Origin of the sequence: Dactylosporangium sp. CA-233914, assembly GCF_050942935.1 — a bacterium.
Taxonomy (GTDB): Bacteria; Actinomycetota; Actinomycetes; order Mycobacteriales; family Micromonosporaceae; genus Dactylosporangium.
Genome location: NZ_CP192030.1, coordinates 10530171 through 10553984, shown reverse-complemented (window position 1 = coordinate 10553984; position 23814 = coordinate 10530171). Strand labels below are relative to the sequence as shown.

24 protein-coding genes and 1 pseudogene are annotated in these 23814 nt (G+C 71.0%); 17 read left to right on the top strand and 8 right to left on the bottom strand.

Annotated elements, in window-relative coordinates:
• The first annotated feature begins 772 nt into the window (after positions 1-772).
• Together ACQPY0_RS46815 and ACQPY0_RS46810 are read left to right on the top strand one after the other, a co-directional pair.
• Positions 773-1705, top strand: a complete 933-nt coding sequence (locus ACQPY0_RS46815) for an aminoglycoside phosphotransferase family protein (protein WP_432976245.1) — start codon at positions 773-775, stop codon at positions 1703-1705.
• Between the two features lie 26 nt (positions 1706-1731).
• Positions 1732-2631 (top strand): phosphotransferase enzyme family protein, encoded by a 900-nt coding sequence (locus ACQPY0_RS46810; RefSeq protein WP_432976242.1) that lies wholly within the window; start codon positions 1732-1734, stop codon positions 2629-2631.
• 9 nt (positions 2632-2640) lie between these two features.
• On the opposite strand, the gene ACQPY0_RS46805 is transcribed toward ACQPY0_RS46810, so the two are convergent.
• A complete protein-coding gene (locus ACQPY0_RS46805) occupies positions 2641-3498 on the bottom strand; it encodes a phosphotransferase family protein (protein ID WP_432995671.1) in 858 nt (285 codons plus the stop codon).
• Between the two features lie 257 nt (positions 3499-3755).
• On the opposite strand from ACQPY0_RS46805, the gene ACQPY0_RS46800 reads away from it, so the two are divergent.
• The 5 genes from ACQPY0_RS46800 (at position 3756) to ACQPY0_RS46780 (ending at position 8885) form a co-directional block, all read left to right on the top strand.
• Positions 3756-4490, top strand: coding sequence for a dienelactone hydrolase family protein (locus tag ACQPY0_RS46800; protein WP_432976238.1), 735 nt, complete (start codon positions 3756-3758; stop codon positions 4488-4490).
• Between the two features lies 1 nt (position 4491).
• On the top strand, positions 4492-4770 hold the full coding sequence (locus ACQPY0_RS46795; RefSeq protein ID WP_432976235.1) for a DUF6295 family protein: 279 nt from the start codon (positions 4492-4494) through the stop codon (positions 4768-4770).
• A 206-nt stretch (positions 4771-4976) separates the two neighbouring features.
• Complete coding sequence (locus ACQPY0_RS46790; RefSeq protein ID WP_432976232.1) at positions 4977-6869, top strand: propionyl-CoA synthetase; 1893 nt, start codon at positions 4977-4979, stop codon at positions 6867-6869.
• 61 nt (positions 6870-6930) lie between these two features.
• Complete coding sequence (locus tag ACQPY0_RS46785) at positions 6931-7506, top strand: ATP-dependent Clp protease proteolytic subunit (RefSeq protein WP_432976229.1); 576 nt, start codon at positions 6931-6933, stop codon at positions 7504-7506.
• A 164-nt stretch (positions 7507-7670) separates the two neighbouring features.
• Complete coding sequence (locus ACQPY0_RS46780) at positions 7671-8885, top strand: serine hydrolase domain-containing protein (protein WP_432976226.1); 1215 nt, start codon at positions 7671-7673, stop codon at positions 8883-8885.
• 565 nt (positions 8886-9450) lie between these two features.
• Here the strand turns inward: ACQPY0_RS46780 and ACQPY0_RS46775 are convergent.
• A complete protein-coding gene (locus tag ACQPY0_RS46775) occupies positions 9451-9705 on the bottom strand; it encodes a hypothetical protein (protein WP_432976223.1) in 255 nt (84 codons plus the stop codon).
• On the opposite strand from ACQPY0_RS46775, the gene ACQPY0_RS46770 reads away from it, so the two are divergent.
• Positions 9704-10150 (top strand): transposase family protein, encoded by a 447-nt coding sequence (locus tag ACQPY0_RS46770; RefSeq protein ID WP_432976220.1) that lies wholly within the window; start codon positions 9704-9706, stop codon positions 10148-10150. The two genes, ACQPY0_RS46775 and ACQPY0_RS46770, sit on opposite strands and share 2 nt — an antisense overlap.
• Here ACQPY0_RS46770 and ACQPY0_RS46765 read toward each other — a convergent pair.
• The gene (locus tag ACQPY0_RS46765; protein WP_432976217.1) at positions 10102-10815 is read right to left on the bottom strand and encodes a DUF998 domain-containing protein; all 714 of its coding nucleotides are present in this window, start codon (positions 10813-10815) and stop codon (positions 10102-10104) included. The two genes, ACQPY0_RS46770 and ACQPY0_RS46765, sit on opposite strands and share 49 nt — an antisense overlap.
• 197 nt (positions 10816-11012) lie before the next feature.
• On the opposite strand from ACQPY0_RS46765, the gene ACQPY0_RS46760 reads away from it, so the two are divergent.
• Positions 11013-12341, top strand: a complete 1329-nt coding sequence (locus tag ACQPY0_RS46760; RefSeq protein WP_432976214.1) for a sensor histidine kinase — start codon at positions 11013-11015, stop codon at positions 12339-12341.
• Positions 12338-13051, top strand: coding sequence for a response regulator (locus ACQPY0_RS46755; RefSeq protein ID WP_432995669.1), 714 nt, complete (start codon positions 12338-12340; stop codon positions 13049-13051). Before ACQPY0_RS46760 ends, ACQPY0_RS46755 begins: the two co-directional genes overlap by 4 nt.
• Before the next feature lie 298 nt (positions 13052-13349).
• Here the strand turns inward: ACQPY0_RS46755 and ACQPY0_RS46750 are convergent.
• The 3 genes and pseudogenes from ACQPY0_RS46750 to ACQPY0_RS46740 form a co-directional block, all read right to left on the bottom strand.
• Positions 13350-14412, bottom strand: a pseudogene (locus ACQPY0_RS46750) (transposase); the annotation flags it as partial.
• 91 nt (positions 14413-14503) lie between these two features.
• Positions 14504-14911: a DUF4279 domain-containing protein gene (locus ACQPY0_RS46745; RefSeq protein WP_432976211.1), complete on the bottom strand. Its 408-nt coding sequence runs from the start codon at positions 14909-14911 to the stop codon at positions 14504-14506.
• A 40-nt stretch (positions 14912-14951) separates the two neighbouring features.
• Positions 14952-15659, bottom strand: a complete 708-nt coding sequence (locus ACQPY0_RS46740; protein WP_432976208.1) for a hypothetical protein — start codon at positions 15657-15659, stop codon at positions 14952-14954.
• Positions 15660-15710: 51 nt separating this feature from the next.
• Between ACQPY0_RS46740 and ACQPY0_RS46735 the strand changes: the two genes are divergently transcribed.
• Positions 15711-16316 carry an O-methyltransferase gene (locus ACQPY0_RS46735; RefSeq protein ID WP_432976205.1) on the top strand — a complete coding sequence of 202 codons (606 nt, stop codon included), beginning with the start codon at positions 15711-15713 and terminating at the stop codon, positions 16314-16316.
• A gap of 68 nt (positions 16317-16384) precedes the next feature.
• Entirely contained in the window at positions 16385-16843 is a 459-nt protein-coding gene (locus tag ACQPY0_RS46730) for an STAS domain-containing protein (protein WP_432976202.1), read from the top strand.
• Here ACQPY0_RS46730 and ACQPY0_RS46725 read toward each other — a convergent pair.
• The gene (locus ACQPY0_RS46725) at positions 16788-17456 is read right to left on the bottom strand and encodes a pentapeptide repeat-containing protein (RefSeq protein ID WP_432976199.1); all 669 of its coding nucleotides are present in this window, start codon (positions 17454-17456) and stop codon (positions 16788-16790) included. The two genes, ACQPY0_RS46730 and ACQPY0_RS46725, sit on opposite strands and share 56 nt — an antisense overlap.
• Positions 17457-17508: 52 nt before the next feature.
• On the opposite strand from ACQPY0_RS46725, the gene ACQPY0_RS46720 reads away from it, so the two are divergent.
• From ACQPY0_RS46720 to ACQPY0_RS46705, 4 genes are all read left to right on the top strand, one after another.
• Entirely contained in the window at positions 17509-18135 is a 627-nt protein-coding gene (locus ACQPY0_RS46720) for a TetR/AcrR family transcriptional regulator (RefSeq protein ID WP_432976196.1), read from the top strand.
• A 105-nt stretch (positions 18136-18240) separates the two neighbouring features.
• Positions 18241-19236: a CAP domain-containing protein gene (locus ACQPY0_RS46715; RefSeq protein WP_432976193.1), complete on the top strand. Its 996-nt coding sequence runs from the start codon at positions 18241-18243 to the stop codon at positions 19234-19236.
• 259 nt (positions 19237-19495) lie between these two features.
• Entirely contained in the window at positions 19496-20374 is an 879-nt protein-coding gene (locus tag ACQPY0_RS46710) for a DUF4397 domain-containing protein (RefSeq protein ID WP_432976190.1), read from the top strand.
• A gap of 370 nt (positions 20375-20744) precedes the next feature.
• Positions 20745-21635, top strand: a complete 891-nt coding sequence (locus tag ACQPY0_RS46705; protein ID WP_432976187.1) for a class F sortase — start codon at positions 20745-20747, stop codon at positions 21633-21635.
• 620 nt (positions 21636-22255) lie between these two features.
• On the opposite strand, the gene ACQPY0_RS46700 is transcribed toward ACQPY0_RS46705, so the two are convergent.
• Entirely contained in the window at positions 22256-22687 is a 432-nt protein-coding gene (locus ACQPY0_RS46700; RefSeq protein ID WP_366228113.1) for an SsgA family sporulation/cell division regulator, read from the bottom strand.
• A 468-nt stretch (positions 22688-23155) separates the two neighbouring features.
• Between ACQPY0_RS46700 and ACQPY0_RS46695 the strand changes: the two genes are divergently transcribed.
• Complete coding sequence (locus tag ACQPY0_RS46695) at positions 23156-23566, top strand: PGPGW domain-containing protein (protein ID WP_432976184.1); 411 nt, start codon at positions 23156-23158, stop codon at positions 23564-23566.
• The last annotated feature ends 248 nt before the right edge of the window (positions 23567-23814 follow it).

Here is a 23814-nt window from a genome sequence, read left to right as displayed (position 1 = left end):
CTCTCTTCCTAGCGCTTTGGGCGTGCTGGAAGCAGCTGTTCGAAGATCGTGATGGTGGTCTTGACGGTGTAGGTCTGGGTGCCGTGTGGTCCTCTGGTGCGGGCTTGGTGCTTGCTGGTCCTGCTTTTCCGGGTGCGGGGCTTGATGCGTCGGCGATGTCGAGCGGGCAGGAGATTGGCCAGGGCGGAGCGTCAAGACCGGATTCAGTGAAGGCGGCGTCGGCAGCGGCGCGGGTAAGTGCCCGACAGGTCGTCAGGAGCGCCCAGATTTCTTGCCCGAGGCCGTGGGTGCTGCGGGAGCGTAAGACGCGTCCGTCGAGGATGATGGCTTTGATCGAGGCGTAGGCGATGGTCGGGCGGCGGTTGGCATCGCCGCGGACGAGAAACCGGGCACCCGTGGTGGTGACCTGCTGCGGGAACGTGTCTCGAACAGCGGCCGCAGCGGCGCAGCATCAACCCGGCGCCGTACCCTGGCCAGCGACGACACGTTCGGCTGCGCCAGCCGCAGACCGGTCAACGCCGCGGTCAGCTTCGTCCACGTGGCCCGGTGGGAGCAGTGCCAGCTCGCCGAGATGACCCGGGGCAGGACGCCGCCGGCCACGGTAACCGCCCGGGCGACGCCGGACTGCTCCTGGAACAGTTCGGCCGGCCCCTCAACGCGACGGCGTTGTAGGCTTTGGGCATGCGTTGACCCCTGCCCGGAAGCCGGGCGCCGCCACCGTCTCCTTCGTCTCACGCGATCGAATCCGGAGTCCACGAAGGAGACATTCAACATGAACACGTCGATCCGCATCGACGTCCCCGAGGCGCTGGCCGCCTCGCACAGCAAGCACGGCGGTGCGGCTGGCCGTGCCTGGATCGCCGCACTGCCCGCACTGGCCGCCGGCTTCCTGGACCGCTGGACACTGCGGTTGGACGGTCCAGGACGGCACGGCATGGCATCGCTCGTGCTCCCGGTGACCCGCGCGGACGGCACGCCCGCCGCGCTCAAGCTCCAGCCGGTCAGCGATGAGCACGCCACCGAACCGATCGGCCTGCGCACATGGGACGGCGATGGAGCCGTACGCCTGCTCGACCACGACCCGGACACCGGCACCATGCTCCTGGAGCGCCTGGACGCGACCCGGCCGCTGTCGGCGGTGGCCGACGACAGCACCGCCGTACGGATCCTGGCCGAACTGCTGGTACGTCTGGTCGCGGTACCCGCGCCGAAGGGCCTGCGCCGCCTGGCCGACATCGCCGCCGCCATGCTCGAGCAGGTGCCCCGCGCTGTGCCCGCGCTGGGAGATCCGGCCGATCGGCAACTGGTGCGGACCTGCGCGTCCGCCGTGGCCGAACTGATCGGCGAACCCGGCGACCGCCTGCTGCACTGGGACCTGCACTACGACAACATCCTCACCGGACAGCGAGAACCATGGCTGGCCATCGACCCCAAACCGCTCGCCGGCGACCCCGGCTTCGACCTGTGGCCGGCACTGGACAACCGGTGGGAGGAGGCAGTGGCGACCGGTGACGTGACCCGCGCGGTACTGCGCCGCTTCGACCTGCTGACCGAAGCCCTCGGCCTGGACCGGCAGCGGGCGGCCGGCTGGACGCTCGGCCGCGTGCTGCAAAACGCGTTGTGGGACATCGAGGACGGCGAGACCGCGCTGGAACCTGCCCAGGTCACCATCGCCACCACCCTTCTGCGCCATCGGGCGCGCTGACCCTGCGGACCTGTGAGGAGGTTGTGATGCCTTTCGCCGAAACGCCGCTGACCGCCCCGATACGAAGTGCGGTTCAGGACGCCTGGGGACTGCGCGTCGGCGGTGAGCCGGTGCGGCTGTACGGCGGCGAGGAGTCGGTGGCCTACCGGGTCGATGACCTTGTCGTACGCGTCGGTCCCGCGAGACGTACGAGCGCCGAGGCCGAGTGGTGCCACTCGATCGCAGTCCATGCCGCCTCCACCTTCGCGGAGGCGGTGGCCCCGTTGCGCGCACGCGACGGGGCCACGGTCATCCGGGTGGACGACCGGCCCGTGTCAGTGTGGCCTTATGTCGAGGGCGAGTGGCCCGATGCGGATCAACCCCAGGTGCGCACGCAAGGCGCGCGGCTTCTCGCGCAGCTGCACCGTGCGCTGGTCTCCCACCGGCCACCGCCGCGCCCGGTGGCCTCGTTCGCGCAGACCGGACTGTACGGGGAATCGCCGCACGATGTTCCCGCGCTGGCCGATCAAGGACTGGACCGCTGGCTGGCGGACTTTCATCGTCGAAACCCCGTCCGCCAGCCACTGCACGGGGACTTCTACACGGGAAACACCCTCGCCCGGGACGGTCGGTTGGTGGCCGTCCTGGACTGGGACGAGGCCATCGTCGGAGCGCCTGAAATGGAGGTGGCGTCCGCCGCGCTCGAATGGGCCGATGAGTACGGCGACAGCCCGGCCCGACGTCGCCGCTTCATCGCCGACTATCACGAGGCCGGCGGGACCGCGGGCGACCTGGACGATGAGACGGTCGTCCAGCTGATCAGGCACCGGCTGCGCCGCGAGGCGGCATATTTCGAGCATGCCCGGCGCCAGGGCGCCGAGCATGACGAGGACGATCTCGAACACCACGAGCGCCGCGTGAAGGCCTTCTTCAATCTCAGGCCGTAACGAGCCCGTTCAGCGGTAGCCCGCCAGACCGTCCGCCAACTCCTTCTCGTCACCGTCCCGGTACGCGGCGAGGGCCTGCTGCAGGGCGAACGTTGCGCCGATCGTGGTGACGCGGGTGATCGTCTCGTGATCCGCCCAGCCGCCCAGCGTGAGTACGCGCCTCAACTGGTCCGCGCCGTAGCCGGCACCGATGGCCGCGAGATCCTCGGCGGGGTCGCCGAGCGTGATTTCGTCCCAGTCGATCACCCCGCTCAGGCGCGGCAGCCCATCGGTGCTCTCCCAAAGGACGTTCTCGGGGCCGAGGTCACCGTGCACCACCGCCGCGGTGAGGTCAGGAAGGTCGCCGAGCGCAGTGAGTTCCCGTTCGGCTCGCCGGCGCCCGCCGGCGGACATCAGCCCGAACAACTCGGCGCGGACATCCACCGCGAACCGCCGCCACCGATCTTCCGGAGTCGGCAGTGTCGCGCGCACCCTGTCGTCGGCGCCGGCCCTGGCCAGACCGGTCAGCAGACCGACGTACTGGCCGGCGACCGCATCGGCCACCCGCGGATCACCGATTGCATCGGCCGTCAACGGTGTTCCCGGTACGCGGCTCAGGACCAGGAACGGCGGGTCGCCGGCGTGGTCCGCGCTGCTTTCCATCAGTGGCTCTGGCGTATGGAAACCGAGGTCGAGCCGGGCGAGGACACGCAGGATGGCCGCTCGCCGCGGTAGCCGGGCCGCCGCCGCCTCGGTGCGGGGCAGGCATACGACACGGTCCGGGCCGATCACCACCAGATGGAACTGCCCTTCGCGGACGGTGACATCCTCCGGTTCCACATCCGGCAGCAGCCGGCTCAGCAGAGCCCGATGCGTCCGAAGCACCATCTCCACGACGCGAACACTCCTCTCTCGCCACCGGGCAAGTGTCTCGCTACGGTCGTTGCTGCCCTCCCGGGCATGCGCGCCGCGATATATCCGACATTTCGGTTATGCCAGGTTCGTGGGAATGTGGCGGGTCCGGGGTGATGCGATCCCGGGTGGTGATGGCGGGCCTTGGATCGGCGCGCGCCGGACGGGGATATTGTTTGCCCGGCTAAGTAAACCTGCCGCGCGTGGTGACCGAGAACGACGGAGAACAGAGCATGTCAGACGCGATCCGGGCCGAGACCGTGTTCATCGGTGAGGAGCAGATCCAGGCGTACCAGGCCCGCCCGCTCGACCCGGGGCCGTTCCCGGGCGTCGTGGTGATCCACCATCTGCCCGGGTACGACGAGGCCACCAAGGAGATGGTGCGGCGGTTCGCCGTGAGCGGGTACTCGGCGATCTGCCCCAACCTGTACTGGCGCGAAGCCCCGAACGCCTCGCCGGACGACGCGTCGGCGTTCGTGCGCGGGCAGGGCGGCATCCCGGACGAGCAGATCATCAAGGACGCGGCCACGGCGGCGGCCGCGCTGCGCGCCCTGGACAACGCCAACGGCAAGGTCGGCGTGATCGGGCACTGCTCGGGCGGCCGCCAGGCGCTGCTGGTCTCGACCGCGGTCGACCTCGACGCGGCGGTGGACTGCTACGGCGCGTTCGCGCTGGAGGCGCCGCCGACCGGGTTCCCGCTCAAGGCCACGTCGATCAAGGACCGCCTGCCGGACGTGCGCTGCCCGGTGCTGGGGCTGTTCGGCGACGACGACAAGTACCCGGCGCCGGACGAGGTCGCGCGGCTGGCCGAGCTCATGGCCGAGCACGGCAAGACCTTCGAGCACCACAGCTACGAGGGTGCGGGACACGCGTTCTTCGCCGTGGACCGCCCGTCGTACCGGCCGGCCGCCGCGGTCGACGGCTGGCAGCGCATCTTCGCGTTCTTCGGAAAGCACCTGGGGGCCTGACATGTGCACGTACGAGACGGAGACCGTCGACATCGAGGGCGCCGGCAAGGGCGCCGCGGGCTGGTTCGACCTGACCCGCGCCGCGGTATACATCGACCACCCGCAGCACGCCCTGTTCGGCCACACCGTGAACATCGACTTCGCCAACCCCGCTCTGGGACCGTCGGCCCGGGTCGCGGTGGAGTTGACCGAGGAGGCGGCCCTGGCCCTGGTCGCGGCGATCCAGCAGGCCCTGGCCCACGCCCCGGCCGGCCTGGCCAGCGCCGACGCCCCGGTGTAGCCGCCCTGGTCCGGCCCATGCCCCTGCGGCCACGTAGCCGCAGGCGGAACGCCGATTTGTCCGACACTGCGAGCCGATAAGTCGGGCGCTCCGCGCCACGACTTATCGGACATTTACCCTGTCCGGGTATAAATGCGATATGTCGGAATCGGAGCGGCGCTGACGCGGGCCTACCGCGCAGGCGACGCCGGGAGCAGGATCGAGGCATGGGCAGCTACCACGACACGTACCAGCGCAGCCTCACCGATCCCGAGTGGTTCTGGCGTGACGCCGCCGCCGGTGTGGACTGGACCCGGATGCCCATCCGCATCCTCGACGCCGACAACCCGCCGTTCTACCGCTGGTATCCGGACGCCGAGCTCAACACCTGCCACAACACGCTCGACCGGCACGTCGCGGCCGGGCGGGGGAACGATATCGCGCTGGTGTACGACTCGCCGGTGACGGGGAAGCTTCGGCGGTACACCTTCCGGGATCTGCTCTTCGAGGTTGCCACGTTCGCGGGCGCGCTGCGGCGGCTCGGCGTGGGCCGGGGCGACCGGGTCGTGATCTACATGGCCATGGTCCCCGAGGCCGTGATCGCCATGCTCGCGTGCGCGCGGATCGGCGCCGTGCACTCGGTGGTCTTCGGCGGCTTCGGGTCCAAGGAGCTCGCGGCCCGCATCGACGACGCCCGGCCCAAGGTCGTGGTCGCGACGTCGTGCGGGATCGAGGCGAGCCGGGTCGTGCCGTACAAGCCGCTGCTGGACGCCGCGCTGCGGGAAGCCTCGCACACCCCCGAGCACCGCGTGATCCTGCAGCGCGAGCAGGCCCCGGGCGAGCTGCGCGACGGCGACGTCACGTGGGCCGACGCGGTCGCGGGGGTAATCCCGCACTACGCGACGGTGCCGGTGGCGGCGACGGATCCGCTGTACGTCCTCTACACCTCGGGCACGACCGGCCGTCCGAAGGGGATCGTCCGGGACAACGGCGGGCACGCCGTCGCGCTGACGTGGTCGATGGCGAACATCTTCGACTGCGGCCCGGGCGACGTGTTCTGGGCCGCGTCCGACGTGGGCTGGGTCGTCGGCCACTCGTACATCGTGTACGCGCCGCTGCTGGCCGGGGCGACGACGGTGCTGTACGAGGGCAAACCCGTCGGCACCCCCGATGCCGGCGCCTTCTGGCGGGTCGTCGCCGACCACGGCGTGAACGTCTTGTTCACCGCGCCCACCGCGATCCGCGCGATCCGCAAGGAGGACCCGGACGGCGCGCGGATCGACCGGGCGCGGATCGGCTCGCTGCGCGCCCTGTTCCTGGCGGGGGAGCGGCTGGACCCGCAGACGTACGAGTGGGCCGGTGAGCGGCTCGGCGTGCCGGTCGTCGACAACTGGTGGCAGACCGAGACCGGCTGGCCGATCGCGGCGAGCCCGCGCGGGCTGGAGCCGTTGCCGACGAAGCCCGGCTCGCCTTCGGTACCCGTGCCGGGCTTCGACGTCCGCGTGCTCGCACCCGACGGCCGGGACGCCGCCCCAGGAGACGACGGCGCGATCGTGATCCGGCTGCCGCTGCCGCCGGGGTGCCTGCCCACGCTGTGGGGCGACGACGAGCGTTTCATCCGGTCGTACCTGTCCGCCTACCCCGGCCACTACCTCACCGGCGACGGGGGACGCTTCGACGAGGACGGGTACCTCTTCGTGATGGGCCGCACCGACGACGTCATCAACGTCGCCGGCCACCGGCTGTCGACCGGCGCCATGGAGGAGGTGCTGGCCTCGCACCCAGCGGTCGCCGAGTGCGCGGTCATCGGGGTCGACGACGAGCTCAAGGGGCAGGTGCCGCGCGGCTTCGTGGTGCTCAAGGCCGGCGTGTCCACGCCGCCGGAGACGGTCGCCGGCGAGCTGGTGCGGCTGGTGCGGGACCGGATCGGGGCCGTGGCGAGCCTGCGCAGCGTGCAGGTGGTGGCGGCGCTGCCGAAGACTCGCTCGGGCAAGATCCTGCGCCGGACGATGCGGGCGATCGCGGACGGCCGCGAGGAGCCCGTGCCCTCGACCATCGAGGACCCGGCGGTGCTGGACGCCCTCCGGCCGGCACTGCGGGCCCGGGGCGGCACGCTGTGAGCGAACACGCTCAGGGCGAACGGGGGGTCACAGATCACCGGCGCCGCCATACCGTCGAGGCATGGCCGACCTTGAGATCCCCTTCGACAGTGCCGTCTTCGAGCGCCTGCTCGCCAAGCGCATCATCGTGCTCGGCAGCGAGGTCAACGACGAAATCGCCAACCGCATCTGCGGCCAGCTGGTCCTGCTTGCCGCCGAGGACTCCGAAAAGGACATCAGCCTCTGGATCAACTCGCCGGGCGGGGCCGTGCACGCCGGGCTCGCGATCTACGACACGATGAGGTTCATCCGCAACGACGTGTCGACCGTGGTCATGGGCATGGCGGCGTCGATGGGGCAGTTCCTGCTCAGCGCCGGCACGCCCGGGAAGCGTTACGCGCTGCCGCACTCGCGGGTGATGATGCACCAGCCGTCGGGCGGCATCGGCGGCACGGCGGCCGACATCGCCATCCAGGCCGAGCAGATGCTGCACACCAAGAAGACCATGCAGCGGCTGATCGCCGAGCACACCGGCCAGACGCTCGAGCAGATCGAGGCCGACTCGGACCGCGACCGCTGGTTCACGGCGCCGGAGGCGTTGGAGTATGGCTTCGTGGACCGCGTGGTGGAGGGCGCGCAGCAGCTCGCGCTGTCCTGAGGCCTGACCGCGCCGAGCGGCCGTCCGCGGGCCGCTTGTTCGCGGGCCGCTTGTTCGCGGGCCGCCTGTTCGCGGGCCGCCTGTTCGCGGGAGCTACCTTTTCGCGGGCCGCTTGTTCGCGGGCTCCCTTTTCGCGGGGCGCCGTGAAGATCTACAGTCCGGATGTGAGCATCGAACGCGAAGTGGCGCCAGAGCAGGCCGGTTTCGACGCGCGGCGGCTGGCCCGCCTGGACGCCCACTTCGCGCGATACGTCGACGACGGGCGCCTGGCCGGCTGGCAGCTCACCGTCGCGCGCGACGGCCGCGTGGCGCACAGCAGCGTCTACGGCCACCGTGACGCCGAGGCCGGCCGGCCGGTCGAGCCGGACACGCTGTGGCGGCTGTTCTCGATGACCAAGCCCATCACCTCGGTCGCCGCGATGCTGCTGTGGGAGGAGGGCCGCTTCGAGCTCACCGACCCGATCGGCGAGTGGCTGCCCGAGTTCCGGGACATGCGGGTCTACGACAAGGGCTCGGCGACCCAGCCGTTCACGGTCCCCACGGTCGAGCCGATTCGGGTCTGGCACCTGCTCACGCACACGTCGGGCCTGACGTACGGCTTCCTGAACACGTCGGTCGTCGACGCGCTGTACCGCAAGGCCGGCTACGACATGACCACCAAGCCCGGCGCCGACCTCGCCGAGGTGTGCCGCGACTTCGCCCGGCTGCCGCTGCTGTTCCAGCCCGGCACCGCCTGGGGCTACGGCGTGAGCACCGACGTGCTCGGCCGCCTGGTGGAGGTCGTCGCGGGCATGCCGCTGCCCGACTTCATCCGCACGCGCATCCTCGAGCCGCTCGGCATGCACGACACCACCTGGTCCGTCGCGCCGGACGAGCCGCGGATGGCCGCACTCTACGTGCCGGGCCCCGACGGCCACCGCCTACGCTTCGACATGATGGGCCGGCAGGCGTTCGAGGAGCCCAAGGCCCCAGCGGGCGGCGGCGGCCTGATCTCGACCGCGGCCGACTACCAGAAGTTCATGACCATGCTCCTGCGCCGCGGCGACGGCCTGCTCGCCCCGCGCACGGTGGGCTTCATGACCCGCAACCACCTGCCCGGCGGCGTCGACCTGGACCGGCTGCAGACCGGCGGCTTCGCCGAGACCACCTTCGAAGGCGTCGGCTTCGGCCTGGGCTTCGCCGTGGTCCGCGACCCGGTCCCGGCCCGCGTGTTCAGCAGCCCCGGCACATACTATTGGGGCGGCGCGGCGAGCACCGCCTTCTGGATCGACCCGGTGGAGCGGCTCACCGTCGGGTTCTACACCCAGCTCGTGCCGTCCAGCACGTATCCGATCCGCCCCCAGCTCCGCCAGCTCATCTACAGCGCCCTGACCGACTGAACGCCCCACCCGCGGCGCCCAGGTCGGACGCATGATCGCCGGCCTTGCCCCACCTGGCCAGCGCCGTGTCCGCCGTCGGGGCCGCCGCGGCGAGCCCGGCCCCTACGTCGTCGGCCAACTGTATGACCCCCGAGCCAGGCTGTCGACCGGGGCGTCTCAGCGGCCTTGCGTCGGGTCCGGTTCTACGTCGCTGGCCGGGCCGTGTGACCGCCGAGCCAGGCCGCCAGCTGTGGCGTGTCTGTGCCCCAGCCCCGGGTCGGCCCCCGGGCCACGGCGCATCGACCCCGCTCGCACCGACTGATCCCGACCCGACTCGTCGACGCCGCTGAAACAACCGTGTCGCTCGACGCCGCTGAACAATCGCGCCGCGGAGCCGACACCGTCGCCGAAGCTCGAATTCAAGCGCCGACAGGATGTGCAGGCGAAACGATGAGCCTTTTCAACCATCAGTGATGGCCGTCTTCGACGTGCTCGAGCACGAAGATCGCTTTGGGGGATCGCGATGGCGCAGAGTGGGTGCGGTATCGGCGATTTCCGACGCCAATCACCGGAAAGGTGACGAACGCTACTCGCCGTGCTCGATCCACACGCCGAGGCGGGCGAGCCGCTGGATGGTCGTTGGTCCGTAGAAGACCAACGCCCTCGCCGCACGGTCCGGACTGTCGTTGACAACCCTGATGCCGGCCTGCAGGCCGAAGGCCCGGCAGGCAGCGGCGATGCCGTCGGCGAATGGGGGCTCTTCGAACTTGGCGGGGGTCTGAGGGTTGGCTGAAGTTCCACTGTGGACCCGGTGATAGTGCCCGTAGCTCTCGTAGATCATGTTGTTGTCGAAGCAAGATGATCACAACCGAAGAGCTACGGGCGTGGTTCACGATACGACGCGGCTGCTGGGCCTTGACGGCCTGGCCGTGGTCGGGGTCGCCGACGACCCCAAAGGACCGGTAGTGCACCTGGTCACCGCCGATGAACAGGCACGACACTGCCCGGACTGCGGCACCCGGGCGCGACGGTCCAAAGGCCGGCGGGTGACCCGGCCTCGTGACCTGCCGGTCGGTGGCCGCCGGCCGCGGCTGGTGTGGACCAAGCGCCGCTGGCGCTGCGACGAGGCGGCGTGCCGGCGTCGTTCGTTCACCGAGTCGGCGCCGGCGGTGCCGCCGCGTAAGCGGTTGACCAGCCGGTTGAGGCGCCTCGACCGGTCGTGCGTACGATCCGATGATCACCCGGTCGTTGCCTGCGGTGTACTTCCCCACATCGACGCCGGCTGACGGCGCCGCGACGCCGAGAAGACCGCCGCCGCCAGCGTGGCGAGCAACGCGATGTTGCTCGCCAGGGCCAGGCGTTCGGTGATGCCGCTGTACTGCCGTGCTCCGATCAGCCAGACGGGCTGACCGGTGGGGACGAAGGTGCTGACAAACGCGGCGATGCCCAGCAGACTTACGGTGGAGCACGCCCGGACGACGGTCGCCGACCGGCGCCACCACGCATGCGTCCGGAAACGGCGGGCCAGCCGGATTCCGGCCAGCGGGAGGCAGACGAAGCCGACCAGCGCGGCGTAGCGGTGCAGTGTGTCGTACCAGACTGCCGGCGTCCCTACCGGCGTCGGTGGGAAGATCGCGGCCACCACCAGCGCGCCGCTCCAGACGCCGATCAGCATCCGGTCGAGCCGGCCGGTCGGTGCCAGGCAGGCGATCAGCGCGAACATGATGCAGATCGATGCGAAAGAGAGCATGACCATGCTGACGCCGACCAAACGCGCGCCCAGCGTCGTGAAGATGAGTTCGCTGAAGGTCGGGTGGATCAGGTCGATGCCGCTCGGCCGGCCGAGTTCGCTGGCGAGCGCGATGGCGACGGCGCACGCGATCCACAGCGAACCGGCGCCGGCGAGTGGCCGGGCGAGCCGGAACGGGGATGTCCGGTCTGCATTTCCCATGAGCGAAAGCCTGGACATCGTGAGAGGTCATCCGCCTCAGCGCGCCGAACGATTGCCCGCCTCATCCTCGCGGCCGATCGTCGGTAGGTCTGCGGAGCGATGGCGAGAGCCGCAGCTGTCCCGTAAGGTCTGGCCCTCGAGTTATCCGGGGAACTTCACGATGCGCGGCGGATCTTTGCCGGGCTAGCCTGCCCGGCATGGACAGTGCGGCCGGCGGGCGCGGCATCGGCAGACTCCTGGGTCGGGTCTGGTCCGCGCTGTGCCACGTGCTGATCACGGGCCGGGACCGGGAGCTCCCGCCGTCCGGCTGGGGGACCGCTGGGCGGCGCTACGCCCAGCGGGCGCTGCTCGCGGTGGCCGTGGCGGCGCTGTTCGTGGGCGAGGTCGGTAACGGATACCCGTATGACCACGCGGGCCCGGTAGTCGCGGTCGTCGTCCTGCTGCACATGACTCCGGTGTTCCTCATGCGGCGCCGGCCGTTCACGGCCTGGCGGCTCGCCATCGCCGGCACCCTGCTGACGCTGGTCGTCGCTGCGATACTCACCGACTGGGGCCAGAGATACCAGCTCGGCACGCCCTGGACGCCCGGGATGCTGCTGTACCTCCCGGTCATCATGATGACGGTCGCGCGCTGTCCCCCGCCCGGCGCGACGGCCGTCGCCGGGGTCAGCCTCCTGCTCGTCGTCCCGGCTGGGCTGGTGGTCGGCGCGGGGCCGCTTTCCGGGGCCACGGTGTTAGGGATTCTAGCGGTGGGCGCCGCGGTACTGGCCGGCCTGGGCCTCGGCCGGCAGGACCGGATGGAGCAGCAACTCGACATGGTGAACCGGTCCGTGGCCGAGGAGCAGACCCGCCGGGCCGTGCTGGAGGAGCAGGCCCGCATCGTCGGTGAGCTACACGACATCATCGCCCACCACCTGTCCCTCATCGCGGTACGGACCGAGACCGCGCCGTACCGGCTCGCCGCGCTCCGGTCCGCACCGGAGGATGATCCGGTACGGGCTGAGTTCGCCGCGATGGCCGACGCGACCCGGCAGGCCCTCGACGAAACCCGGCAGCTCCTCGGTCTGCTGCGGCGTGATGAGGCCGAGGCCGACGACCTGGCTCCGCAGCCGGGCCTGAACGACGTCGAGGCCCTGGTGGCCGACGGACGCGCTGCCGGCGTGCCCGCGACACTCACGGTGCACGGACACCTCCGCCCGGTGCCGCCCACCGTCGGCCTGGTCCTGTATCGGGTAGCGCAGGAGGCCCTGAGTAACGCACGGCGGCACTCGCCGGGCGCGCCGGTGCGGGTCGAACTGTGGTATGCGGTGGACCGGGTGCGGATCAGGGTCGAGAACTCGCCGCCGCCCCGGCCCGCCCGGTCGACGTCGACGGCGGGGCCCGGGCTCGGCCTCGCGGGGATGCGGGAACGGATCGCCGTCGTGCGCGGCGAACTGGCCGTCGAGCCACGACCCGACGGAGGGTTCGCCGTCGACGCCGCGGTGCCGGTCACCACCGCCCGCGCCGGAGCGCCGGCACTGTGGTGACGCGGGTGTTCGTCGCCGACGATCAGGCCATGGTGCGGGAGGGATTCACCTACCTGCTCGATGCCCAGCCGGACCTGTCGGTCGTCGGGACCGCCGGCGACGGCCTGGACGCGCTGGCGACGATCGCGGAGCTACGCGAGCTGGGCGAGGGGCCGGACGTGGTGCTCATGGACATCCGGATGCCGAAGCTGGACGGGCTCGAGGCGACCCGGCGGCTGCTCGAGGATCCGCATCCGACCGCCGGAGCCGAACAGCCACCGCGAGTGCTCGTGCTGACGACCTTCCACCTCGACAGATACGTCTACCAGGCGCTCCGGGTCGGCGCGAGCGGGTTCCTCCTCAAGGACGCCACGGCGACCGAACTCATCGCGGCTGTCCGGGTCGTCGCCGTGGGCGACTGTCTGCTGGCCCCGGCAGTGACCCGTCGGCTCATCGCCGACTTCGTCCGGGCCGACCGGTCGGCGCCGCCCGTTAGGCCGCAGCGGCTGGCCGACCTCACCACGCGGGAGACGGAGGTCCTCGCCCTCATCGCCCGGGGCCTCACCAACGCCGACATCGCGGTGGACCTGTTCGTCTCGGAGTACACGGTCAAGACCCATGTCGCGCACATCCTGAGCAAGCTGAGCCTGCGGGACAGAGTCCAGGCCGTCGTCCTGGCGTACGAGGCCGGCCTCGTCACGCCGGTCCGGACGCCGGTCGCGCCGCCCTGACCGCCTGCGGCGCCGCTCGCACGAGCAGGGCCCAAACCCAAGGCGTACCTGATCCGGCCGATCACCCCCCGGACCACTCGGCCGTCAGCGCACGACCACGGCCGCACCACCCGGACGCCCACGTTTCCCCAGGTCACGGCGCGTTTGCCAAGGCGGTTCGCGTACTGCCCGTCCGGTTTCGCGTTTTCCCAGCCCACGTGCCATGGGTGGAGTTGAGGGGACTCGAACCCCTGACCCCCTCGATTCGAATGAGGGTGGTTGCGCGCCGGCACAAAGTCCTTAGCGGCTCTTCGAAGTTAGCGGGGGTCGAGATGCCCGCGGGCTTGCGGGTGGTGGCGGTTCGGGTTCGTAGTCGCTGGTTGACGGGGTTACGGAAGCCGTAGGCGTCGCGGGCGATGGTCTTGATGACCCGGTTTGGTGCCTTCGGAGCCCGCGTTGGTGATCCCGGTGTGCAGGAACGCCAGGATTTCCGGCCACCACGTCTCGACGGTCGTGGCCAGGCGCTCCAGTTCGCGGAGGCCGGCGTCGGCGCTGCGGCGGTAGAACCGGTGCAGCAGGTCGCGGACCTGTTCGCGGTCCGGGTGGGTGCGGGCGGTGGCGAGCAGGTCGAGGAGGTCTTCCTTGGCGTTCCACGCGGCGGTGATCGGTTTGCCGATCGCTGGCGGCAGGCCGGCGAGTTCGTCGAGGAGGGCGTCGCGCCAGGCCTGGTCACGGTCGGTCAGCCAGTCGATGACCGTCTGGGCGGTGCGGCCTTCGACCTGCCCGAGCAGGCCCTGCCGGCCGGACAGGTCGACGAAGCCGACGTGCCAGCGGTCCACCGTGGTCTGCCAGGCACCGGTGGCCTCGTCGCGGATCCATCTCGGCCGGCCCCGGCGAATTTCGTCGATACCGAGCGCCTGCACCGGCTCGGACTGGGCCGGCAGCATCGACCGGGCGTGGGCGGTGAACGCCGCCGCGACCACCGGCCAGGAGACCGCATGGTCGCGGGCCGCCTGGACCACGGTGCGGCCGGCGTCGGCAACCGCCGCCCCGGCCGCAACCCTCAACCGGCTGGTCAACCGCTTACGCGGCGGCACCGCCGGCGCCGACTCGGTGAACGAACGACGCCGGCACGCCGCCTCGTCGCAGCGCCAGCGGCGCTTGGTCCACACCAGCCGCGGCCGGCGGCCACCGACCGGCAGGTCACGAGGCCGGGTCACCCGCCGGCCTTTGGACCGTCGCGCCCGGGTGCCGCAGTCCGGGCAGTGTCGTGCCTGTTCATCGGCGGTGACCAGGTGCACTACCGGTCCTTTGGGGTCGTCGGCGACCCCGACCACGGCCAGGCCGTCAAGGCCCAGCAGCCGCGTCGTATCGTGAACCACGCCCGTAGCTCTTCTGTTGTGATCATCTTGCTTCGACAACAACATGATCTACGAGAGCTACGGGCACTATCACCGGGTCCACAGTGGAACTTCAGCCAACCCTCAGACCCCCGCCAAGTTCGAAGAGCCCGAATGGGTCGATCCGGTCGAGCAGTGCCGTCACCACGTCGTCGGTGATCATGGTGTCCATCACCGGCGTGCTGTACTCCCAGCCGCTGGATCGTCGTGCCAACCCGTCCGGCTCGCCCCGCCGGTAGCTGGTTGTCGGTGCCAGCCCTGCCAGCGCGGTGACCTCGTCCGGGTCGAACGCCATCGCGTCGAGTTCTGCGTCGCTGTACGACGACACGTCTTTCGTGACCGGATGCTGGAGAACCAGGTAGGCCCGTTGCGCAAACGTCTCATCCATCAAGGCGAAGAGTACCGAGCCAGGCGCCACAGCCGAGGCGCCGATCTGGGCCGCCGCGGCCACGTGTGACGGTGCCAAGAAAAAGGCGATCATCGATTTCCGTGGACGGTGATCGAGCCGTGGCGCATCGGCGTCAGATGAACGACAGGCTGCCGCCGCCCGTGGCGATGCGGACCTTGTGCGTCGAGGCGTTGTCCGTCTTGATTGTGCCCGTCTGCTTGCCGCCGTCGAGCTCGGCCTGCAGTGCGTAGCTGTCGGTCGTCAGTCGCAGGTTGACGTTGCCGCCGCCGCTGTCGATGTCGACGCGGTCCGGGGCCTGCGCGATCTTGATGTCGACCGGGCCGCCGCCGGTGCGGGCGTTGAGCTCCGGCGGGGCCAGGTTCTCGCCGCTCACGCCGCCGCCGTCGGACTGCACGTCGATCAGGCCGGTCAGGCCGGTCAGCATGATCCGCCCGCCCGAGCTGTCCAGCCGGACGCTCAGCGTCGAGGGTATCTCCACCTCGTACGATATCGAGCAATCGCTGTTCGGGCACCCGGCCGAGCCCAGGATCAGCTCGCCGCCGTCGAGGCTCTGCTTGCGGCCGGGCTTGTCGCTCTTGTACTTCGCGGTCTCCGTCACCTTGATGGTGGGGCCGCTGCCGGCCTTGATCGAGATCGTGCCGCCCTCGCTGTCGACCTCGACGACGCTGACGTCGTCCTTCACCTCGAACGCGTTCGTGGCGGTCTGCTCGGGGCCGTTTTTGGCCGGGTTGCTCGGCGACTGCGACGGGCTACCGCAGGCGCCGAGGGCGAGCAGGACGGCGGCGGCGGGCGTGAGGACCCGCGAAGGCAGTGACTTCACGGGGCACAGCTTTGCACGCGGAGCGCGACGATCTTCGGTAGGGTCGCCGCCGTGAACTCAGCCCAGATCGACGGCGATGCTCTCGTCGCCGCCGCCTACGCCCGGGCCACGGCGAACGGCTTCGGGCAGTCCTGTGAGCCGGCCGTCGGACGGCTGCTGGCGACCCTGGCCGCGGCACTGCCGCCGGGCGCGCGGGTGCTGGAGATCGGCACCGGCGCCGGCGTCGGCACCGCGTGGATCGTCAGCGGCCTGCTGCCCCGCACCGACGTCAGCGTCGTCTCGATCGAGTCCGACCCGGCCAGGGCGGCGCTCGCGGCGACCGGGGACTGGCCGGCGTTCGTGGACCTGCGGGTCGCCGAGGCGCTGGAGTTCCTGGCGGCTGGGGGCGATCAAAACGGTGACGGGGGGTTCGACCTGATCTTCGCCGACGCCGTTGGGGGCAAGATCGACGGACTCGACCGTACCGTCGCGAAATTGAACCATCGAGGGACCCTTGTGGTGGACGACATGACCCCGGTCGAGGGATGGCCGGAGGAGTTCCGGGTGAAGCAGGACGGGGTGCGCCGTGCCCTGCTGGGTGACCCCGGACTGGTCGGCGTCGAGCTGGCCTGCGGTTCGGGCGTGATCATCGGCGTCCGTCGACCCCCGGCGGGCTGAACGGCGCAGGAGGGGTCGGCCGCCCGGCCGCTGACGCGCAGGAGCCGGGGTCGGTACCGTCAGCAGCGATGAGTGCGGTCGTGCTGGCCCTGCACGGGCTGCTGGTGGAAGGGACCGTGGCGACCATCGAGCCGGTACTCGCCGGGCTGCTGGTCGCCGACGAGCCCCGGCTGGTGCTGGACGTGTCGCAGGTGACGGTGTGCGACACGACCGGCGCCGGGCTGCTGGTCAGCGTGGCCGGCGCGGCCCGCGACCGGGGCGGCGAGCTGCGCCTGGCCGCGCCGTCGCCGGCGATCCGCTCGTGGCTGGGCGTCGCCGCGGGCATGAGCGGCATCGCCGCCTTCGCCACGGTCGAGGGGGCGATGGAGGCCGACCCGCGCGACCTCATCGGCCCGGTCGCGACGCCCGCGGCCGAGTGCGTCGAGCCGCCGCCCGCCCGGACGTTCCCGCACGGCCGGCCGCGCTGGCGGGTCAACCCTTCGGGCCGCGCACGATCACGCCGAGGTCCCGCATCACCGCGTCGGTGAGCCCGGGCAACTGCGCGGGCTCGATCGTCACCCCGCGCAGGCTCGTCATCCCGCTGACCTCCGACAGCTGGTTGCCGCGCAGGTCGGCGCCGCGCAGGTCGCAGCTCTCGAACGACATCTGGCGCAGCCGGCAGCCCTGCATCGCCGCGTAGGGCAGCGCGCAGTCGCGCAGGTTGGTGTTGACCAGCACGCAGCCCACGAAGCCGGTCGGCCCGGCGGTGCTCACGTCGTCCAGCGAGGCCCCGTCGAGCCGGCAGCCCTCGAACAGCACGTCGGACAGGCGCGACTCGGCGAGGTTGGCCCAGGTGAGCTTGCAGTTGACGAAGTGCACCCGCTCCAGGGTCAGGCCGGTCAGCCGCGCGGCGGTGAAGTCGACCTTCTCGAACCGGCAGCCACTGATCGCCACGTCCTCCCAGGTGACCCCGTTGAGGTCGAGGTTCTCCAGGTGGGAGCGGCGCAGCCGGGCGTCGATGAGCGTGGTGCGGATGGCGCGGCCGGTCTGTACGTGCGCCTCGTTGAGGTTGCCGCCCCAGGGCGCGCTGACCGGCTCCAGCTCGCCCGGGTCGAACACGGGAAGCTCGATGTCGATGTCGTGCACGTTGCGCACTGCCACGCCCTTCACCGTAGAGGGTCCCGCGAACGTGTGGCACGTAGGCTGTCACGTCATGAACGATTCGGGGGTGCGCCAACGGGTGGACGGGCGCACGTTACGGGCCGAGCGCACCCGGCGGGCGATCACCGACGCACACTTCGCGCTCCTGGAGGAGGGGGAGCTGCGCCCGACCGCGGAGCGTATCGCCGAGCGGGCCGGGGTGTCCCTGCGCGCGCTGTGGACCAACTTCAAGGACATGGAGGGCCTGTTCGCGGCGGCCGGCGAACGGCTCATGGAGCGCATGCGGGCGGACTACCGCCCGATCCCGGCCGACCTGCCACTGCCGCGGCGCATCGACGAGTACTGCGAGCAGCGCGCCCGCCTCCTGGAGCTCGTCGCCCCCGCCGCGCGCGCCGCGCGGATCCGGGAGCCGTTCTCGGCGCAGCTGCGCAAGAATCGGGCCGGGCACTTCGACTTCGCCCGCGAGGAGATCCAGGCCCTCTTCGCCGCCGAGCTCGCCGCGGCCGGTCCGGCCCGCGCCGAGATCCTCGACGCGCTGACGCTCGCCACGACCTTCGCCGGCTGGTCGATGTGGCGCGACGAGCTGCACCTGGACGTGCCCGCCGCCACGGCCGTGCTCCGCCGGGTGGTCAGCAGCCTGTTGACCGGCAGCAGCACCGCACCCGCAGTGTCGGCATAAGTTTGGCTTAGACCGCCGTTAAATCGGCTTCCGTGAGCGAATCACGTGTCCAACGCCTTCTAGTGTCTGTGGCGGCTGTGACGAAACGTGACCATGGAGGCCCCGGTGTCAGCGTTCGGTGAGGACTACCCGGACCGGTACGACCCCTACGGCGCCGAGCGCGGCTACGAACGCAGCCCCGGCTACGGCGAGCAGCAGGGATACGGCGGCCAGCCGGGGTATGGCGAGCGCCAGGGGTACGGCGAGCAGCAGGGATACGGCGGCCAGCCGGGGTATGGCGAGCGCCAAGGGTACGGTGAGCACCAGGGGTACGACAGCCGCGGTTTGGGCGAAGCCGACTGGGCCGCCGGGGAAGCCCCCGAGCCGCAGCACCGCCGCGGGTCGAAGATGCTGCTGGCCGCCGGTATCGGCACCGTGGCGCTGATCGTGGTCGGCGCGGTCGCGTTCGGCGGCTCGGTGCTCATGTCGAAGTCCGCCAACTCCTCGCCGGGGCAGTCGAAGGTGGCGGGTGCGGCCTCCTCGACCAGCCCGGGCAACGACCTGCTCGGCAGCGCCGGCGGCGACCCCGCCGCGGCGGCCTCGAGCCCCGCGGCCGAGAACGCCACCGCCTCCACCGCGCCGAGCCCGACGAAGGCGACCACGACGGCCGCGGCGCCGAAGACGACCCCGCCGGCGAAGCCGAAGACCACGGGCGCCCCGGCCGGGGGGACCGGCAATACCGCGTACGAGTCGCAGGTCCTCACGATCGTGAACACCGAGCGGGCCAAGGCCGGCTGCCAGCCCCTCGCCTACAACGCGAAGCTGCGCGCGGCCGCGTACAAGCACTCGGCCGACATGGCGGCCCGCGACTACTTCTCGCACGACACTCCCGAGGGAGTCTCCTTCGCCACCCGGATCAAGAACGAGGGATACAGCTGGTCCGGTGCGGCCGAGAACATCGCCAAGGGGCAGCGCACCCCGGAAGAGGTCATGAACTCCTGGATGAACAGCTCCGGGCACCGCGCCAACATCCTCAACTGCAAGCTCAAGGACCTGGGCGTGGGCCTGGCCTACGAGGGCAAGACCGCGATCTGGACCCAGGACTTCGGCACCCCGATGTAAGCCGGTCGATCAAGACATTGATTCGTACCGAAGGGTAATTTGCCTCGTCCGGACGGACGTTGTGCCGCAGCCCAGCGTCGGGCACCGTACACACGCCGCGATGATCCCTGCCCAACACGGGTAGCGCGTTGCTCATTGACGTGCCAGACTCACCGCGTTCAGTGCTGACGGTGCCCGCGCGGATTACTCATGTCGACCCCCGCGGGTGCGTACGACCCGCTCAGAAGAATCGCTGTGTTCCAACAGCAGGGGGTACAACGTGTTCGCTGCTCCCCAGCGGCGGCGGCTCGCGGCGCTGTCCGCCGCGGCACTGCTCGGCCTGGGCCTGACGATGGTGGAAGCCTCGCCGGCCGCGGCGGCCGGGGTGGGTTACGTCCGTCTCGCGCACCTGTCGCCGGACACTCCGGCGGTCGACGTCTATCTCAGCTCCGTCACCGGTGCCATCCCGCAGCAGAAGTTCGACGCCGTCGGGTACGGCACGGTTTCGAAGTACCTGCCGCTGCCGCCCGGCACCTACGCGGTGGCGATGCGCAAGAAGGGCGACCCCGCCTCCGCGGCGCCGGTGCTGAGCACCCAGGCGACGGTCGAGGAGGGCAAGGCCTACACGGTGGCCGGCACCGGCAAGTTCGCCGACCTCGGCCTGCGCGTGATCCCCGACGACCTGGGCCTGCCCGCGGACGGCAAGGCGAAGGTGCGGGTCGTGCAGGCTTCGGTGAAGCAGCCGGTCCTGGACGTCGCGGTCGCCGGCGGCGCGCAGATCGCCCAGGGCGTGCAGTTCGCGACGACGAGTCCGTACCAGACCGTCGATCCCGGCCGATGGACGCTGCGCCTGTCCCAGCCCAGCTCGACCGGAGCGGCGACCACGGTGACCGCCCCGCTGAAGGCCGGCGCCGTGTACTCGCTGATCATCCTCGACGGCAGCGACGGCCTGACCGCGCAACTGCGCACCGACGCCTCCAGCAGCGGCGTGCCCGAGGGCGGCGTCGACACCGGTGGCGGCGGCACGGCGGGGGAGCGGCCGGGCCTGAACCCGCTGCTGCCGATCGGCGGCGGCGCGGCCCTGGTGCTGCTCGCGCTGGCCGGCGGCCTGTTCTGGCGCGGTTACCGCCGATCCCGCATCAGCGCGGCGGCGGCTTAGGGCAGCCGGCCGTACGCTCGGGGCGATGAGCAGCAGGGATCCGGCCGCGGGCGGGCCGGGGGATGCGCCGGCGGACCCGGCCGCGGGCGTGCCGGCGGACCCGGCCGCGGGTGCGTCGGCGGCCTCGGTGGGTCCCGCTGCTGACTCGCCAGGGCCGGCCGTGGGTGAGGCCGGACCGACCATCGGCGCGGCGGAACCGGCGACGGGCAACGCCGGATCGGTGCCGGGATCGACCGGGCGGGCCGCGGAACCGGCGGGTCCGGCCGAAAGCTCGACAGGACCGGATGAAGGAAAGACGGCGCTGGTCGGGGGCGGGACGGCGCTGGTTGTGAGTAGGACGTCGCCGGTCGAGGGCAGGATGTTGCCGGCGGTGAAGACCGGGACGGTGGTCAGGCATCGGGCGCTGGGGGGTCAGCGACCGGGCCTGGCCGCCTCCCGCCTGCGCCGGACCGAGACCCCGCGCCCGAGCGGGACGCCGAGCCAGACCGGGACGCCCCGCCTGAACGAGACCCTGCGCCGGACCGAGATCCTGCGCCCGAGCGGGACGCCCCGCCAGACCGGGACGCCCCGCCAGACCGGGGCTCCGCGCCCGAGCGGGACGCCGCGCCTGAGCGAGACCCTGCGCCTGGCCGCGACGCGGCGCTTGCGTCTGACCGCGACCCGGCGGCGGACGCTGATGCTCATCGGGTGCGTGCTGGCCCTGGCCGCGCCGCTGATCGCCGGCGCCGCCACGCTGGTCGGCCGGCGTGTCGACATCGACGCCGGTGACGCGACCTGGATCGTGCCGCACAGCATCGACCTGCCGGTCGCCAACGCCGCGCCCGACACGCCGCCGACGCAGCTGCGCATCGCCCGGCTCGGCGTGGACACCCCGCTGGAGGATCTACGGATGGACGGGGCCGGGGTGCTGGAGAGCCCGAAGGAGTACGCCGAGGCGGGCTGGTTCGCCGGCGGCACGTACCCCGGCGATCCGGGCCCCGCCGTGGTGGTCGGCCACGTGGACTCCAAGACCGGGCCGGCGGTGTTCTACCGCCTCCACGAACTCAAGCCCGGCGACACCGTGGACGTGCGGCGCGGCGATGGCTGGCTGACGTTCCAGGTGACGGCGAGCGAGCACTACGCGAAGGCGCAGTTTCCCAGCGCGAAGGTCTACGGGCCAACGCCGGTGCCCGAGCTGCGGCTGATCACGTGCGGCGGGACGTTCGATCAGGCCCGCCACTCGTACCGCGACAACCTCGTCGTCTACGCGGTGCTCACGTAAGCGGGTGCCGCGCCGCCGTTCCGAAGCCCTACGCTACCTCACGCCCACAAATCCCGGCCCAGTCCGACCGCGGACCGTAGTTTCTCGTCACGCTGGGGAGTGCTTTTGGGTCGGTGTGCCAGGTCGCCTCGCGGCGATAGGCGCGACACGGCTCCAGCCGAACGGTATTCCGTGAAGGCAGTGTGGTGAGGCCCGGGGACACACAGCACACCGACTCACTGAACAGTAGCGCGCCCCGGCGCCATCGTCCCGCGATCGCACGATGCGAGAAATCACAGCAACGCCGCGGCCCGCCACACCGCGTGCGCCGGACCTTCGACCAGGCGGAGATCCGAAAGGTTCGCTCCCCGCGCCTCGGGGAGCTCAACCGTGGGTGAGATCCGGGTGACCGGAACGGGACCCCGCCGGGCCGGCCCGGACGACAGCAACGGGCGCCACACGATCCCCTTGGCGGTGGCAGGGGTCGTGTCGCGCCCGGGTGCGCCGTCTGTCATGCCGGTGCAGCGCCGGCGGGAAGCGTTTGGCTGCTGTGCTGTGCCGTGCTGCTGGTCGCGCTCGGTGGCCGGGTCGGCGGGTGGTGCCGCGGTGGTCGCCGGCGAGGGCCGAGCGCGACGGTGGGCTCAGCGGCCGGCTAGTAGCCGGTTCACGGCGCTGTCGACGTCGAGGTGGTCGGTCTCGTGACCGCGGGGCACGACGCTGTACGTGCGGCGCAGGAAGCGCACCAGCACGCTGCGTGGCACCTCGAACAGCGCGTTGCCGTCCGGTGAGGACAGCGCCAGGGCGACGAAGTCGCCGCGTGGCCCGTTCCATGGCCAGACCCGCACGTCGCCGATGCCCGCCGGCTCGTCCAGCCCGGTGAACAGCAGCTCACGAGCGAAGGACCAGCTCACCGGCTCGCCCCCCGCCGACTCGGCGTGGAAGAGCACGTGGACCGCGTACGGGTCGTTCGGGTCGTAGCGCAGGCTGGCTCGCACCGGCAGCGCGGTCGCGTCGGGCGCGACGAGTCGTAGGGATGTCTCGACCTCGACGGTCGATGGTCGGATAGCGCTCATGTCGTACTCCCCCCGGCACCGCTTGCGGAGCATGCCGTGCCCCGCCTCTCCTATGTTGAGGCGATTCCCAGTGTTACGCGTAGTGATTCTACGATCTCACTCTGTAGTGTTTCTGGGCCCGATTTGCCGTCAACCGAACATCCTGCGTGCGATGTCTGGTTTTTCGGGCGCGTTCGGGGTCCATGACGTGACGAGTGGGCCGTACGTCAATTCATTCCGGTAACGTCCCGTGGTCCATGGGAGTGACGGCTTATCGAGTGATGGGAACGAGAATTGCGCGGTAGTGAGGTGGACGGGTCGGGCGTTACGCCTGATACCGGACGTCCCGCCGCCCGCGAGAGTGACTTCCGGCGTGTCGCTGCCGGGGACGTATCCTCCGATCGCATCGTCTATGCACTGACCTTGGACGATTAGTCCGTTTATGTCCGAAACTCGCGGCCCGGTTGCCGGACCGTGGACCATGGAACCGTGTCTGAGCAGCCGAGCAGCCCCGTTGACGTGACCGAACGACCGGCGCCCGGGCGGGCCCGACGACTCCGTGCCGCGTTGCTGCGGGCGCGGCAGCGGGCGTACGCCACCCCGCTCGGCCGGCTCGGCGTGAAGATCGCGGTCGCCGTGACCGGCACCCTCGTCATCGCCGTGGGCGTGGTCCTGCTGCCCCTGCCCGGCCCGGGCTGGGTCATCATCCTGGCCGGGCTGGCTCTGCTGGCGATGGAGTTCGCCTGGGCCCGCCGCCTGCTGCACTTCACGCGCGAGCAGTTGCTGCGCTGGACCCGGCTGGTGCGCGAGGGTTCGTGGCTGGTGCGCGTCGCCTCCGTCGGCGGCCTGCTCCTGGTGGTCGGTGGCGCGTTGCTGCTGTCGCTGCGGATGCTCGCCTGACTCCACAACCGCGATCGTCGGGATCGCGCGGGTGAGTTCTCGCCATCCGGCTCGGGTGGCTCTCTCGGTGCGTGATCCTGGCTCTTTAGGCCGGTTGGTCTTTACCGATCGTGTGCGTTTCGTGTTGTATGCGTTTCGTGACATGCTGATTTCGGTACCCGGCGCGCGAAAGGGCTACCGTGGAGGTATTCTCGCCCGAGTCACCGAGTAGCATGTAGCCAAGTATCTTGTTTGTGTCCGAATGATAC